Below are 14376 nucleotides of genomic sequence, written 5' to 3' on the forward strand. Positions count from 1 at the left end.
AGGCCGTAAGACCTGACATAAGACGGCCAGTTATCCACAGGCGAGTGACACGAACCGGTAACGGCAACAAGAATGCGGGTGTGGCGTCACGCGGAACTTTTCCCGCGTGGTGTCCGTGTTTCGGGGTGGGCCGTTCCGCATCACAGAGCGTCGGCCCGGGCAAGGGCCGAGGAGGGCCGGGTGACGACCTATGACGATCGAGCGAGCCTCACTGATCTGACCGCCACTGCGGAGCGTGTCCGCAGTTCGGTGGAAGAGGTGATCGAAGGCAAGCCAGAGGTCGTACGGCTTTCGCTGACCGTGCTGCTCGCCGAGGGGCATCTTCTGATCGAGGATGTCCCGGGCGTCGGCAAGACCATGCTGGCCAAGGCATTGGCGCGGTCCATCGACTGTTCGGTGCGGCGTATTCAGTTCACGCCCGACCTGCTGCCCTCGGACATCACAGGTGTGTCCATCTGGGACCAGCAGCGCCGGGAATTCGAGTTCAAGCCGGGGGCGATCTTCGCGCAGATCGTGATCGGCGACGAGATCAACCGTGCCTCGCCCAAGACGCAGTCGGCTCTGCTGGAGTCGATGGAGGAGCGCCAGGTCACCATCGACGGGCAGACGTACGAACTGCCCAGCCCCTTCATGGTGGTGGCCACGCAGAACCCGGTCGAGATGGAGGGCACGTATCCGCTGCCCGAGGCCCAGCGCGACCGTTTCATGGCCCGGGTCTCCATCGGCTACCCCAGCGCGGAGGCCGAGCTGCAGATGCTGGACGTGCACGGCGGGGTCTCGCCGCTCGACGACCTCCAGCCGGTGGCCCACGCGCACGACATCGTGAAGCTGATCGACGCGGTGCGCACGGTCCACGTCGCCGATCCCGTCCGGCGGTACGCGGTGGATCTGGTCGCGGCCACCCGGACGCACCCCGACCTCAGACTCGGCGCCTCGCCGCGGGCCACGCTGCATCTGCTGCGCGCGGCGAAGGCGTCCGCCGCCCTGAGCGGCCGGGAGTTCGCGCTGCCGGACGACCTGCAGGCACTCGCCGTGGCCGTGCTGGCCCACCGGCTGCTGCCCACGGCACAGGCGCAGCTGAACCGGCGCACGGCCGAGCAGGTCGTCCAGGAGATCCTGCAGCGCATCCCGGTGCCCTCGGCACCCCAGCAGCAGGGCGGCGCCTTCATCACGGGCCGCAGTGCCACCGCGTTCGGCTCGCAGCCGCCACGGAGGCTGTGATGACCTCAGGGGGGACCGGACACGCGGAGGAGTCCAAAGGCGGACTGCGCACGGCGCTCGCCGGGCTCACCACCCGCGGTCGCTCCTTCCTCGCCGCCGGAGTGGCGGCCGCCATCTGCGCGTACGTCCTCGGGCAGAGCGATCTGCTCCGGGTCGGCCTGCTGCTCGCCGTGCTGCCGCTGGTCTGCGCGACCGTGCTGTACCGCACGCGCTACCGGGTCTCGGGCAGCCGCCGGCTCTCCCCCGCGCGCGTGCCCGCCGGTTCGGAGGCCCGGGTCCACCTGCGCATGGACAACGTCTCCCGGCTGCCCACCGGCCTGCTGATGCTCCAGGACCGGGTGCCGTACGTGCTCGGTCCCCGTCCCCGGTTCGTCCTGGACCGGGTCGAGGCGGGCGGCAGCCGTGAGGTGTCCTACCGCGTGCGCTCGGACCTGCGCGGCCGCTATCCCCTCGGTCCGCTGCAACTGCGCCTCACCGACCCGTTCGGGATGTGCGAACTGACCCGCTCCTTCTCGACGTACGACACGCTGACGGTCATCCCGCGCGTGGAGCCGCTGCCGCCGGTGCGGCTGAGCGGCGAGGCGAAGGGGTACGGCGACGGACGGCACCGTTCACTCGCGCTGGCCGGCGAGGACGACGTCATCCCGCGCGGGTACCGGCACGGCGACGATCTGCGCCGCGTGCACTGGCGGCTGACCGCGCGGTACGGCGAGCTGATGGTCCGCCGTGAGGAGCAGCCGCAGCGCGCCCGGTGCACGGTGCTGCTCGACACCCGCGGCGTCGCCTTCGCGGGCGCGGGCCCGGACTCGGCCTTCGAATGGGCCGTGTCGGGCACGGCGTCGACGCTGGTGCACATGCTCGAACGGGGCTTCTCGGTGCGGCTGTTGACGGACACCGGGAGTTCGGTGCCGGGTGAGGGCACCGACGGTTTCGCCGGTGCGAGCCAGGAGTCGGCCGACGCGGCGGGGCTGATGATGGACACCCTCGCCGTCGTCGATCACTCGGACGGCACGGGCCTGTCCCGCGCCTACGACGTGCTGCGCGGGGGCAACGAGGGCCTGCTGATCGCCTTCCTCGGCGACCTGGACGAGGAGCAGGCGACCGTGCTCGCCAAGATGCGCCAGCGCAGCGGCGGCGCTCTGGCCTTCCTGCTGGACAGCGACGCCTGGGTGCGGGAACCCACCGATGTCCCCGGCCCGTTGGACAAGAGCGAGGAACAGCTGCGCATGCTGCGCGAGGCGGGCTGGACCGCCGTGAAGGTGCCGCGGGCGGCGCAGTTCGCCGACCTGTGGCGGCAGGCGGACCGGCAGCGCATGGGCGCGGCGTCGACGGGGAGCACGGCAGGGGGCGGTGGCTCATGAGCGGGCGGGGACGACTGGCGCTGTGTGCCGCGGCGGCGACGCTGATGGCGGCCTGCGCCCTGCTCCCGCTGGTGGACCCGGCGACCTGGATCCTGCAGGCGGCCCTGCTGCTGGCGCTGCAGACGGGTGTGGGCGCGCTGACCCGGCGGGTCCCGCTGGCCCGGCCGCTGACGGTGGCCGTGCAGGCACTGGCGACCCTGATGCTGCTGACCCTCACCTTCGCCCGCCAGCAGGCCATCGTCGGAGTGATCCCCGGTCCCGACGCGTTCCACCGCTTCGGCATGCTGCTCCAGGTGGGCGCGGACGACGTGGGGCGGTTCGCGATCCCGGCGCCGCTGTCGGACGGCATCCGGCTGATGCTCGTCGGCGGTGTGCTGGTCATCGGGCTCGCGGTGGACGCGCTCGCGGTGACGTTCCGCAGCGCAGCCCCGGCCGGGCTGCCCCTGCTCGCGCTCTACTCGGTGGCCGCCGGACTGGCCGGCGGCGGCGCCGCGTGGTTGTGGTTCCTGCTCGCGGCCACCGGCTATCTGATGCTGCTCCTGGCCGAGGGCCGCGACCGGCTCTCCCAGTGGGGACGGGTCTTCGGCGGGGCGCCCCGCGCTCCGGGCGCGGAGCCCGCCGGCGCAGCCGTCGCCCCGGTCCGCACCGGGCGGCGCATCGGCGCGGTCGCGCTGGGCATCGCCCTCGTGGTGCCGCTCGGCCTGCCCGCCCTGGACGGCGGCCTGCTGGGCGCCGCGGGCACGGGCGTCGGCACGGGCACGGGCGGCGGGGGCACGATCTCCGCGGTGAACCCGCTGGTCTCGTTGCGCGACAGCCTGAACGTGAACGAGGACCGCCAGGTCCTGTCGTACCGCACCAGCACCGAGGACACCCAGGAGATGTATCTGCGGATCGTCTCCCTGGACGACTTCGACGGGACGGCCTGGAAGCCGGCCCAGCGCCACATCGAGGCAGTGCCGGACAAGTTCCCCACGCCGATCGGCCTCGGCTCCGACATCCGGCGGACCGAGATCCGCACGAGCATCTCGGCCGCGGACTGGTACGCGCAGGACTGGCTGCCGATGCCCTATCCCGCCAGCGCGGTGAACATCGGCGGCAATTGGCGGTACGAGCCCGTGGGGCGCACGCTCGTCGGCGACCACGGCCAGAACACACGCGGCGTGCAGTACGACGTCACCAGCCTGGTCGTGCAGCCCACGGCCGGGCAGCTCGCCCTGGCCCCGGAGCCGCCGGCGTCCTTGAAGCGCGAGTTCACCAAGGTGCCGGAGTCGCTGCCGGCGGAGGTGGCACAGACCGCGCGCGACGTCACCGAGGGCTCCGCGAACAACTACGAGAAGGCCGTCAAGCTCCAGGACTACTTCGCCGTCAGCGGCGGTTTCACGTACGACACCCAGGTGCAGGTCGGCAGCGGTTCCGCCGCGATCGCGCGTTTCCTGAGGGACAAGGAGGGCTTCTGCGTCCACTTCTCCTTCGCGATGGCCGCGATGGCCCGCACGCTGGGCATACCCGCCCGGGTCGCGGTGGGCTTCACTCCCGGATCCCCGCAGCCGGACGGCTCGATGTCGGTCGGCCTGCGCGACGCACACGCCTGGCCCGAGCTGTACTTCGAAGGCGTGGGCTGGACCCGCTTCGAGCCGACCCCGAACCGGGGGACGGTGCCGGAGTACACGCAGACGGACACGCCCGGCAGTGATGTCCCGACCGTCCCGAGGCCGACCCAGTCGTCGTCCACGGCCCCGTCCGCCGCCCCCTCGGCGAGCGAGAGCTGCTCGGCCCAGCAGAAGAAGCTGGAGGCGTGCGCGAGCGACTCGGCGCAGGCCGCGGTCGGCTCCGGTGACGACGGTCCGCCGTGGTTCCTGATCCTGGCGCTCACGCTGGCGGGGCTCGCCGTACTGGCGGTGCCGTTGCTGCCGATGCTGTGGCGGATACGGGTCCGGGCGGTCCGGCTCGGCGCCCACGGCCGTACGGAGGAGGGCGCGGCGGCGCACACCCTGGCCGCCTGGCAGGAGGTGACCGACACGGCGTGGGACCACGGGATCGCGCCGGACGACTCCCAGACGCCGCGGAAGGCCGCCGCCCGGCTGGTCCGGCTCGGGCATCTCGAAGCGGACGCGGAGGCGTCGGTGCACAGACTGGCGGCGGCGGTGGAGCAGGTGCTCTACGCTCCGCGGCCTCGCCCGACGGCGGGACTCGCGGAGGACGCCCGCCGGGTCGTGGCCGCCCTGCACGCGTCGGTGCGCCGTTCCACCCGGCTGCGCGCCCTCGTGGCGCCGCGTTCAGCCGTCCGGGTGGCCTGGGCGGCATCGGCCCGCTGGACGGCCCTGACATCCACCCTGAGAGCCCGCCGAGCCGCCCTGCTCCGACGCCCGTCCAACCAGAACCCCTGACCCCGTCCTGACCGCGCCCCCTGCCCACCCGGGCCAGGGGGCGCGGGGGGCCGGCACTGTGAGCCACCGCCCGGGGCAGCCGCCGTGGGCCACCGCCCGGGGCAGCCGCCGTGGGCTACCGCTGCGGACACGGGGCCCACCGGCGGACAGACGAGCGCCGCTGCGGACACCCGCCCCCACCGGCCGGCAGACGAGTCCCGCCGCCGCTGCGGACAGACGCCCACCGCCCAGCAGACGAGTACGCCACCGCTGTAGGCAGTCCCCCCACCGCCCGGCGGACGGGCACCGCCACCGCTGTGGGCACCCGCCCCACCGGCGCAGACGGGCACCGCCACCGCTGTAGACAGTCCCCCCACCGTCCAGCGGACGGGCACCGCCACCGCTGTGGGCACCCGCCCCACCGGCGGGCAGACGGGCACCGCTGTGGGCAAGCGTCCCGCAGGGCGGGACGGGTGGGCACAGCCACCAGCGCCGGGTGCCTTCGCATCCAGGGTTCCCAGCAACACCCCGACCAGGGGAGGTCGGCACCCCACCAACGCCCCCGACCCGGGGAAGGTCGGCACCCCACAGGCCCGGCGCGGAGCACCGCGGCCCCCGAGCCCCGACGCGCACCGCTGCAAGCAAGGCAAGACACGCAGACACGCAGACACGCGTGAGGGGGTGTCCTGCCCACACGGGCCAGGACACCCCCTCACGCGACGTAAGACGGCTGCGAACGCCCGGAGGGCCTAGTGGCCCTGCTGTTCGTCGCGACGACGCTGCCAGCGTTGCTCGATACGGTCCATCATGGAGCGGCGCTGCCGCGGCTGGCGCCGACCGCCGGGCGCACCCGCGGCCGGCTGCTCACCCGGCTTGGGCGCCTTGCGCCAACCGGTGACGGCGAGCACCGCGCAGCCCAGCATGACGAGGAACCCCACCACACTGATCCAGATCTGCTGTGCGACCATTCCGGCCATGAGGAGCGCGATACCCACCAGGAAGCCCGCGACCGCCTGGTAGACCCGTCGCCGGGTGTACGTACGCAGCCCGCTTCCCTCAAGCGCTGTCGCGAACTTGGGATCTTCGGCGTACAGCGCTCGCTCCATCTGCTCGAGCATTCGCTGCTCGTGCTCCGAGAGCGGCACGGAGTCCTCCTCATCGTGCAGTCGCCGGGGCGACTGGGGGTCCCCTTCAGGATAGGCAGGGAATCGCCCCCGTGAAACCCGCCCCTCTACGCCAATTAGCCAACCGGAACCCGCCATGACGGTCTCGGCCCACTGAAGCGTGCATTCCCCAGCGGCCGCCCCGTCATGCCGGGAGGTCTCCCTCGATCATACGGCGCAGAGCGCCCGATCGGGGGGCCTGTGGCGTACTCCATGTGCAGCCAAGGGCCTGATCAGCGGCGCGCGACGGGAGGGGCTCAGGCCCCTCCTGTCCCCCGCGTCTCACCGAGCACATGGAGTTGCGTGGCCACGGAGTGGAACGCGGCGACCTCGGCCGCCGCGGCCTCCAGCTTCAGCAGTGCCTCCATGGCGCCCGGTTCGGTGTCCACCAGGACTCCCGGGACCAGGTCGGCGAAGACCCGCACCCCGTGTACGGCGGCGACGCGCAGGCCCGCGCCCTCGACCAGCGCGGTGAGCTGTTCGGCGGTGAAGCGGTGGGGCACGGGATCACCCTCGCCCCAGCGTCCGTCCGGGTCGGCCAGCGCCTGCCTGGCCTCCTTGAAGTGCCCGGCGAGAGCCCGCGCGAGCACGGCGCCGCCCAGCCCGGCGGCGAGCAGGCTGAGGACGCCCTCGTCGCGCAGCGCGTCCACCACGTTGCGGACGCCGTCGGCAGGGTCGTCCACGTACTCCAGGACGCCGTGGCACAGCACCGCGTCGTAGCCGCCGCGCTCGACCACGTCGAAGAGGCCGTGCGCGTCGCCCTGGACGCCCTTCACCCGCTCGGCGACGCCGGCTTCGGCGGAGCGGCGCTCCAGCGCGAACAGGGCGTTCGGGCTGGGGTCGACGACCGTGACACGGTGGCCGAGACGGGCGAGGGGCACCGCGAAGTTGCCGCTGCCGCCTCCGGTGTCGAGCACGTCGAGCGACTCGCGCCCCGTGGCCTTCACGCGGCGGTCGAGGGCGTCCTGGAGGACCTCCCACACCACGGCGGTACGGAGAGAAGCGCGGGGGCGCATCGGGTCCGACACGGCAGTTGACTCCTCGGCGCGGCACCGCCTGTTGGTCGGGCGGAGCGATCGGGACGCCCCCCACCGGCGGGAGGCGTATACGTCTCCCACCCTATTGCCTCCGTCGCCGGACCCGGCCCCCGTCTCACGCGCCGGGAAAGCGGGCGGGCCGCGACCCCAGCGCCGGTCACCCCCGCTCCGCAGGCACACGGCCCACCAGCGGTCGGCGTCTTCGCCCACGCACCCGGAGCTCCCGCCCAGGGCACTCGACCCGCTCGCCGTCACGGGCCGGCAGCGCTCTCGCTCGCAGGCACCCGCCCGGCCGCTCGCGGTCATCAACACCGGGCGCTCCCGCCCACCGGTGCTCAACCCGCGTCCGGGACCCCGTGGTCCACGTCCTGGCGTGGCTGGGGCAGCACCGGCTGGAGGACCAGCATCCGCTCGACGAGGCGCAGGAACATCGCCACGTCGCGTATCAGATCGTCGGCGTCGCGGTTGGTCGCGGCGCCCTGGATGCCCGCCTCGGCGCGGGCGCGGCGCCCGGCTCCGGCGGCGAACAGCGCGCTCCACTCGGCGAGTTCGGGAGCGATTTCGGGGAGCACTTCCCAGGCGCTCCGGATGCGTGCCCTGCGTCGCTGGGTGGGTTCGGGGCGGCCACGCGCTGCGAGCACGGCGGCGGCGGTGCGCAGGGCGGCCAAGTGCGCTGTCGCGTAGCGCTCGTTGGACGTCTCGAGGGCGGTCGCCTCGTCGAGTCCGGAGCGGGCCTGGGCGAGCAGGTCGAGGGCGGCGGGAGGGGCTGTGGTCCGACGCAGCACGGGGTGCACGTCGCTCGCGGGGCCGGTCAGTGAGGGGGCAGGGCCGGTGGCGCGGCGCCGACGGGCGGCGGCTGCGGATGAGTTGGCCATGACGAACCTCCTGTCGTCGTGTGACGGCACTGTGGCCGTATGTGCCCATCGTGAGGTATGGCACTGACAATCCGTTCTGACCAGGCCTTTTGCTTCGATCGAAGGTTCGAGATAGTTTTTGCACTGACCAGTCAGTTCAAAACAGGGGACCTTGACCCGGCCCCCTGCTCAGGGGAGCGAGGGGGACATGGGCGAGCCACAGGCACCGGCCGCGATCGCCGTCAGCGCGCGGGGGTTCGGGCTCAAGGGCCCGCGCGGCTGGGCGTTCAGGGGCGTCGGCATCGATGCGGAACCCGGCTCACTGATCGCGGTCGAGGGGCCGTCCGGTACCGGCCGGACGTGTCTCCTGCTCGCGCTCAGCGGACGGATGAAGCCCACCGAGGGGCGGGCCTCGGTCGGCGCTTTCGAGCTGCCCCGGCAGATGTCGGCCGTACGCGGGATCAGCGCGCTCGCCCATGTCCCCGGCGTCACGGACCTGGAACCGGCCCTGACCGTCGGGGAGCACCTGCTCGAACGGGCCCTGCTGCAGCGGCGGTTCACCGGTTCCGTGGGCGACTCCCTGCGGGACCTGCTGCGGCCGCGCGCCGAGCGGGCCGCCGAGGCGAGGCTGCGTGTCGACACCGCGCTGGCCGCGGCCGGACTCGACCCGTCCGCGCTGCCCAAGGGCTCCCGGACCGCCGTGCGCGACCTGGAGCGGCTGGAGGCGCTGCGGCTCTCCGTGGCGCTGGCCCTCATCGGCAGCCCGCGTCTGCTGGCCGTCGACGACATCGATCTCAAACTCTCGGACGCCGAACGGGACGAGGCCTGGGCCCTGTTGAGGTCGCTGGCCGAGTCCGGCATCACGGTCGTGGCGGTGTGCAGCGAGGCTCCCGAGGGAGCGGTCGTCGTGTCCACGCACCCCGAGGCCGAGCGGGACGAACACCCGGACGCCGCGGACCGCACAGAGACCGGCGACGACCCCGAGCCGGAGGAGCACCGCGATGCCACCGGCCGCGAAGAGACCGACGACAAGGAGACGGCGGATGCGCTCCCCGAAACTGGCCGCGCTTGAGATCAGGCGATTCGGCAGGGGGAAGCTGCCCCGCGCCGCGCTGGCCGCGCTCCTGCTGCTGCCCCTGCTCTACGGCGCCCTCTACCTGTGGTCGTTCTGGGACCCGTACGGGCGTCTCGACCGCATTCCCGTGGCGCTCGTGAACGCCGACGAGGGCGCGACGGCCGCCGGCAAGAAGGTCACCGCCGGCGACGACATCACCAAGGGGCTGCGCGACAGCGACACCTTCGAGTGGCACGAGGTGAGCGCCGCCGAGGCCCGCGAGGGCGTCGAGGACGGCACCTACTACCTGTCGCTCACCATGCCGGAGGACTTCAGCGAGCGCATCGCCTCCAGCTCCGGGGACTCCCCCGAGACGGGCGCCCTCCAGGTGCGTACGAACGACGCGAACAACTACATCGTCGGGCAGATATCCCGGACCGTGTTCAGCGAGGTGCGCACGGCCGCGTCCACGAAGGCCTCGCGGTCGTTCCTCGACAGGGTCTTCATCTCGTTCTCTGACATCCACGGGAAGACCGAGAAGGCCGCCAAGGGCGCCGACAAGCTCACGGGCGGGATCGGCAAGGCCAAGAAGGGCTCCAAGGACCTGGCCGACGGCCTCAAGGACGCCAAGGCGGGCAGCGGGAAGCTGGCCGGCGGCCTGAAGAAGCTCAGCAAGGGAGCGGGCGATCTGGAGGACGGGTCGCAGCGCGTCGCGGACGGAACCCAGACGCTGGCCGACAAGGTCAACGGGATCGCCGACGGGTTGGGGCCCTTCCTGAAGGACAACGAGAAGACGATCGGTGACACCGCCCAGCTCGTCGCCGACTCCGCGTCCGGGATCCGCAAGAACCTCGACAGCCTGGTGAAGGCGGCGCCGATCGCCGCCAAGGGCGCCCACGCGGCCTCCGACACGCTCGACCGCGTCTACAAGGCGCGCTGCGAGACCCCGGTGATCCCCGACCCCGCGTGCCCGGACCTGAAGAAGGCCAAGCAGGCGGCCGCGGACTCGGCCAAGGTCGCCGACGACGTGAACGCGCTGGTGGCCGACCAGGACGGCGACCTCGACAAGCTGGACAAGAACCTGGCCACCCTCCAGAAGCAGGCTCAGGCGCTCGCCGACCGCTCACCACACCTCTCCGAGGACCTCGACGACGCGGTCTCGAAGATCAACCAGCTCAACAGCGGTGCCGGCAAGGTCGCCAAGGGAGCGAAGACGCTGCACACCGGGCTCGGCACGGCGAAGCGGGGCGCGGCGGACCTCGACGAGGGCGTCGGCAAGCTCGAGACCGGTGCGGTCGACCTCAACGGCGGCATGTACAAGCTCGTCGACGGCTCCGGAAAGCTCGCGGGCGGACTGCACGACGGCGCCGGCAAGATCCCCGACTACGACAAGCAGGACCGCGACCAGCGCACCGACGTCATGTCCGACCCGGTGCAGCTCGCCTCGCGGGACCTGCACAAGGCCCCGAACTACGGCACCGGTTTCGCCCCGTACTTCATCCCGCTGTCCCTGTGGGTGGGCGCGATGGTGGCGTACATGCTGATCCCGCCGCTCAACCGGCGCGCGCTCGCGGCCGGCGCCCCGGCGTGGCGGATCGCGGTGGCGGGCTGGCTGCCGGTCGCGGCGCTGGGCGTCCTGCAGACCGTCGCGCTGATGTCGGTGCTGCACTGGGCGGTCGGCCTGGAGATGACCCGGGCGGCCGGGACAGTGGGCTTCCTGTGCCTGGTGACGGCGTGTTTCGCGGCGATCGTGCAGTGGCTGAACGCGCGCTTCGGAGCGGCGGGCCGGATCCTCGTCCTCGCCCTGCTGATGCTCCAGCTGACCTCGGCCGGCGGCACGTACCCCGTGCAGACCAGTCCGGGCTTCTTCAACGCGATCCACCCCTTCCTGCCGATGAGTTACGTCGTCGACGCCCTCCGCAGGCTCATCACGGGCGGCGGTCTCGGCCCGGTCTGGCAGGCCTGTGCCGTCCTCGCGGCCTTCACCGCGGGTGCCCTCGCCCTGACCGCCCTGTCCGCCCGCCACAAGCAGGTGTGGACGCTCGACCGGCTGCACCCGGAGCTGACCCTGTGACCGTTCCTGTGACAATCAAGGCCATGGACAGCACCAGCGCCACGGGGGCCGGCAGCAGCCGTCGCGAGGCGACCCGGCAGAAGCTCTACGAAGCGGCCGTCACCCTCATCGCCGAACAGGGGTTCTCGGCCACCACGGTGGACGAGATCGCCGAGCGCGCGGGCGTCGCGAAGGGCACGGTCTACTACAACTTCGCGAGCAAATCGGTGCTCTTCGAAGAGCTGCTGCGACACGGCGTGGAACTCCTCACCGCGTCGCTCCGGGAGGCCGCCGAGCGGACCGCGCGGGACGGCGGCAGCAAGGTCGACGCGCTGGACGCGATGATCCGGGCCGGGCTCGTCTTCATCGACCGCTATCCGGCCTTCACTCAGCTGTACGTCGCCGAGCTGTGGCGCACCAACCGCGCCTGGCAGTCCACGCTCATGGTGGTGCGGCAGGAGGCCGTCGCCGTCGTGGAGGGCGTGCTGCGCGACGGCGTGGCGAACGGCGAGCTCAGCGACGAGATCGACATCCCCCTGACGGCGGCCGCGCTGGTCGGCATGGTCCTGGTGGCCGCCCTGGACTGGCAGGCGTTCCAGCCGGAGCGTTCCCTGGACGATGTGCACGCGGCGCTCTCCCGGCTCCTCCAGGGGCGCGTCGGCGGCCGCCGCCAGGACTGATCCTCCGGCCGGCTCCCGCACACACGAGAGCGCCGGTCCGCTGTGGCCGCGTCCCCCGCGGGCCACCTCGAACCGGCGCTTCGCCGTACTCCCCCGTGCTTCCCCCGTACCCCGTCGGGCCCCCGTGCGGTCATTCACCGGGCCCCCCGTGCCTCGCTCCCGCCGACGAGAGTCGGCGGAAGGAGCGGTCCAGGGCCTGCCCCGTTCCGCCGCCCCGTGTCGGCGGTGCCGGAGCCGTGCCCCTTTCCGTGCCTCCACTCTGTCGTTCCCGCTGGTCGGGCCCATCCGCGCGGGTACTCATCTACCTCCCTGAGTACGTGTACTCAGACCTGCGCACTCAGACCCAGGACGCACCGCCGCCAAGTGGTTACGATCGCGTCCGTGTCCGTACTCCCCCTGGTCTTCACCAGCGGCTGGGCCAGCGGTGTCAACGCGTACGCGGTGGTGCTCCTGCTCGGCGTCTTCGGCGCGACCGGCCTCAGCGACGACGTTCCGGAGTCCCTGCAACGCCCTGAGATCCTGATCACAGCGGGCGTCCTGTTCCTCTGCGAGGCGGTCGCCGACAAGATCCCCTACGTCGACTCGGTGTGGGACTCGGTGCACACCGTGATCCGGCCGGTGTCGGGTGCGGTGGTCGGAGCGCTGCTCGCCGGGCAGAGCGGTTCGCTGCCCGATCTGGCGGCCGGCGCGATCGGCGGTTCGACGGCCCTGGCGAGCCACGCCGTCAAGGCCGGGACCCGGATGGCGATCAACACCTCGCCGGAGCCGTTCAGCAACATCGCCGTGAGCACCGCCGAGGATCTCGGGGTCGCCGGGATCCTCACCTTCGCGATGTTCCATCCCGAGGCCGCGGCGATCATCGCGGGTGTCCTGCTGCTCGCGGGGCTGCTGCTGCTCTTCTTCCTGGTCTCGCGCATCCGGCGGTTCCTGCGCCGCCGGGCCCAGCGCCGCGAGGAGAAACGGCTCGGGGCGCAGGTGGGACCCCCGCCCGGCTGACCCCGCCGCCCTGGCCCCGGCCCGCCCCGGAGGGAAAGGGCGGACCCGTGGCTGTCAGTGGCGGCCGATAAAGTCCCTGGCATGGCACGGATTGCGGTGATCGGCGCCGGGATGGGCGCGATGGCGTCCGCCGCCCGGCTGGCCGTCGCGGGCCACCGGGTGGTGGTGTACGAGCGCGCGGCGACGTACGGCGGAGCGGTGGGCCGCTTCGAGCGCGACGGCTTCTCCTTCGACCTGGGCCCGGGGCTGCTTCCGCTCCCGGCGGTCTACCGCGATCTGTTCGTCAAGACGGGCAGGGAGCCCCTGGAGGCCTGTGTCGAGCTGGTCCAGGTGGACCCGTCCGCACACCACGTCTTCGCCGACGGCACCCAGGTCGCCGTACCGAACGCTTCGCGCGCGGGTGTCGTGACCGCACTGGACGAGGCCCTCGGCGCCGGCTCAGGCAGCCGTTGGGGCGACTTCCTGGTCCGGGCCCGGGAGGCCTGGGACCGGACACGCCGGCCGCTCCTGGAGGAGCCGCTGTGGCCGAACTGGTCGGTGCTCGCCGACCGCGAGCCCTACCCGGCGGTGCCGCACAAGCGGCTGCTGCGCACCCGGCGGGCCGCCACCCTCGCCGAGATCGGCGCCTGGGAGCTGCGCGACCCGCGTCTTGCGGCCCTGCTGGAGAGCCACGCGCTCGCGTACGGGCTGGATCCACGCGTCACCCCGGCGAGCGCCGCCGTGCTGCCCTATCTGGAGCACGCCTTCGGCACCTGGTCCGTGCGCGGCGGCATCCGGGAGCTGGCCCGCGCCGTCCACGAGCGGTGCGTCGCCTGCAAGGTGGAGTTCGTCTTCGGTGCCGAGGTCACGGGGATCGTCGAGAAGGACGGCCGGGCCGCGGGCGTGGAGCTCGCCGACGGGACGGTCGCGGACGCCGACTTCGTGGTCGCCGGGGTCGCCCCCGTGGCCCTGGACCGTCTTACCCCGGGGACGGCGGTCCGCGGTGAGGGCGAAGTGCCTCCGCAGCGCGGGGCGTTGAGCCGGCTGACCGTATTGCTGGCCCTGCGGGGCGGCCGGCCGCAGGGGGCGGCGCACCGGACGGTGGTGCACGCGGCGGACCGTGACGAGGAGTTGGACCGGCTCTTCGGCGCGCACCCGGGCCTCCCGGCCGCACCCACCGTCACGGTGCTGCGCCCGGACGACCCCGCGTCGGCCCCCGATCAGGAGCACGAGGCGCTCACCCTGACCGTCACCGTGCCGGCCGGCCTGGAGGTCTCCGATTCCGATGTCGAGCGAGTGCTCGCTGTCGCCGGCCGCGCCCTGCCCGGCCTCCGCGACCGCCTGCTGTGGCACGAGGTCCGTACGCCACTGGACATCGCCAGGGCGACCGGCGCGGACGGTGGAGCGGTCCCGGCGCCGGCCCTCGCCGCCTCGGGCGGCCGCCTGCTGCACGCGTCGAACGTCACCCGGCTCCCGGGGCTGTTCGCGGCGGGCGGCTGGGCGCATCCGGGCGGCGGGCTGCCGCACGCGGGGATGTCGGGCGCACTGGTCGCCGGACTCATCGTGGAGGGACCGGAGTTCCGCGGCTCGCAGTGAGCCGGCCGGTCGCCGG

11 protein-coding genes are annotated in these 14376 nt (G+C 72.9%); 8 read left to right on the forward strand and 3 right to left on the reverse strand.

Annotation, left to right across the window (positions count from 1 at the left end; translation table 11 throughout):
* Window positions 1-180: 180 nt before the first annotated feature.
* Genes ACFVYF_RS01905 through ACFVYF_RS01915 form a run of 3 tightly spaced genes read left to right on the forward strand, consistent with a single transcriptional unit; the run spans window position 181 to window position 4969 of the window.
* On the forward strand, window positions 181-1221 hold the full coding sequence (locus ACFVYF_RS01905; protein WP_389449252.1) for an AAA family ATPase: 1041 nt from the start codon (window positions 181-183) through the stop codon (window positions 1219-1221).
* Window positions 1221-2582: a DUF58 domain-containing protein gene (locus ACFVYF_RS01910; RefSeq protein WP_389449255.1), complete on the forward strand. Its 1362-nt coding sequence runs from the start codon at window positions 1221-1223 to the stop codon at window positions 2580-2582. Before ACFVYF_RS01905 ends, ACFVYF_RS01910 begins: the two co-directional genes overlap by 1 nt.
* The gene (locus ACFVYF_RS01915; protein WP_389449258.1) at window positions 2579-4969 is read left to right on the forward strand and encodes a DUF3488 and DUF4129 domain-containing transglutaminase family protein; all 2391 of its coding nucleotides are present in this window, start codon (window positions 2579-2581) and stop codon (window positions 4967-4969) included. Before ACFVYF_RS01910 ends, ACFVYF_RS01915 begins: the two co-directional genes overlap by 4 nt.
* Before the next feature lie 728 nt (window positions 4970-5697).
* Here ACFVYF_RS01915 and ACFVYF_RS01920 read toward each other — a convergent pair.
* From ACFVYF_RS01920 to ACFVYF_RS01930, 3 genes are all read right to left on the reverse strand, one after another.
* Window positions 5698-6093 (reverse strand): DUF3040 domain-containing protein, encoded by a 396-nt coding sequence (locus ACFVYF_RS01920; RefSeq protein ID WP_389449261.1) that lies wholly within the window; start codon window positions 6091-6093, stop codon window positions 5698-5700.
* 275 nt (window positions 6094-6368) lie between these two features.
* Window positions 6369-7139, reverse strand: a complete 771-nt coding sequence (locus tag ACFVYF_RS01925; RefSeq protein ID WP_389449264.1) for a class I SAM-dependent methyltransferase — start codon at window positions 7137-7139, stop codon at window positions 6369-6371.
* Window positions 7140-7483: 344 nt separating this feature from the next.
* Window positions 7484-8023, reverse strand: coding sequence for an SAV_6107 family HEPN domain-containing protein (locus ACFVYF_RS01930; protein WP_389449266.1), 540 nt, complete (start codon window positions 8021-8023; stop codon window positions 7484-7486).
* Window positions 8024-8210: 187 nt separating this feature from the next.
* Between ACFVYF_RS01930 and ACFVYF_RS01935 the strand changes: the two genes are divergently transcribed.
* From ACFVYF_RS01935 to ACFVYF_RS01955, 5 genes are all read left to right on the forward strand, one after another.
* Window positions 8211-9074 carry an ATP-binding cassette domain-containing protein gene (locus ACFVYF_RS01935; RefSeq protein WP_389449269.1) on the forward strand — a complete coding sequence of 288 codons (864 nt, stop codon included), beginning with the start codon at window positions 8211-8213 and terminating at the stop codon, window positions 9072-9074.
* Complete coding sequence (locus ACFVYF_RS01940) at window positions 9046-11130, forward strand: YhgE/Pip family protein (RefSeq protein ID WP_389449272.1); 2085 nt, start codon at window positions 9046-9048, stop codon at window positions 11128-11130. Before ACFVYF_RS01935 ends, ACFVYF_RS01940 begins: the two co-directional genes overlap by 29 nt.
* A gap of 23 nt (window positions 11131-11153) precedes the next feature.
* Window positions 11154-11789 carry a TetR/AcrR family transcriptional regulator gene (locus ACFVYF_RS01945; RefSeq protein ID WP_389449275.1) on the forward strand — a complete coding sequence of 212 codons (636 nt, stop codon included), beginning with the start codon at window positions 11154-11156 and terminating at the stop codon, window positions 11787-11789.
* A gap of 381 nt (window positions 11790-12170) precedes the next feature.
* The gene (locus ACFVYF_RS01950; RefSeq protein WP_389449278.1) at window positions 12171-12785 is read left to right on the forward strand and encodes a DUF4126 domain-containing protein; all 615 of its coding nucleotides are present in this window, start codon (window positions 12171-12173) and stop codon (window positions 12783-12785) included.
* A gap of 81 nt (window positions 12786-12866) precedes the next feature.
* A complete protein-coding gene (locus ACFVYF_RS01955; protein ID WP_389449281.1) occupies window positions 12867-14360 on the forward strand; it encodes a phytoene desaturase family protein in 1494 nt (497 codons plus the stop codon).
* Window positions 14361-14376: the final 16 nt, after the last annotated feature.

This window comes from Streptomyces sp. NPDC058274 (assembly GCF_042881375.1).
Lineage (GTDB): Bacteria > Actinomycetota > Actinomycetes > Streptomycetales > Streptomycetaceae > Streptomyces.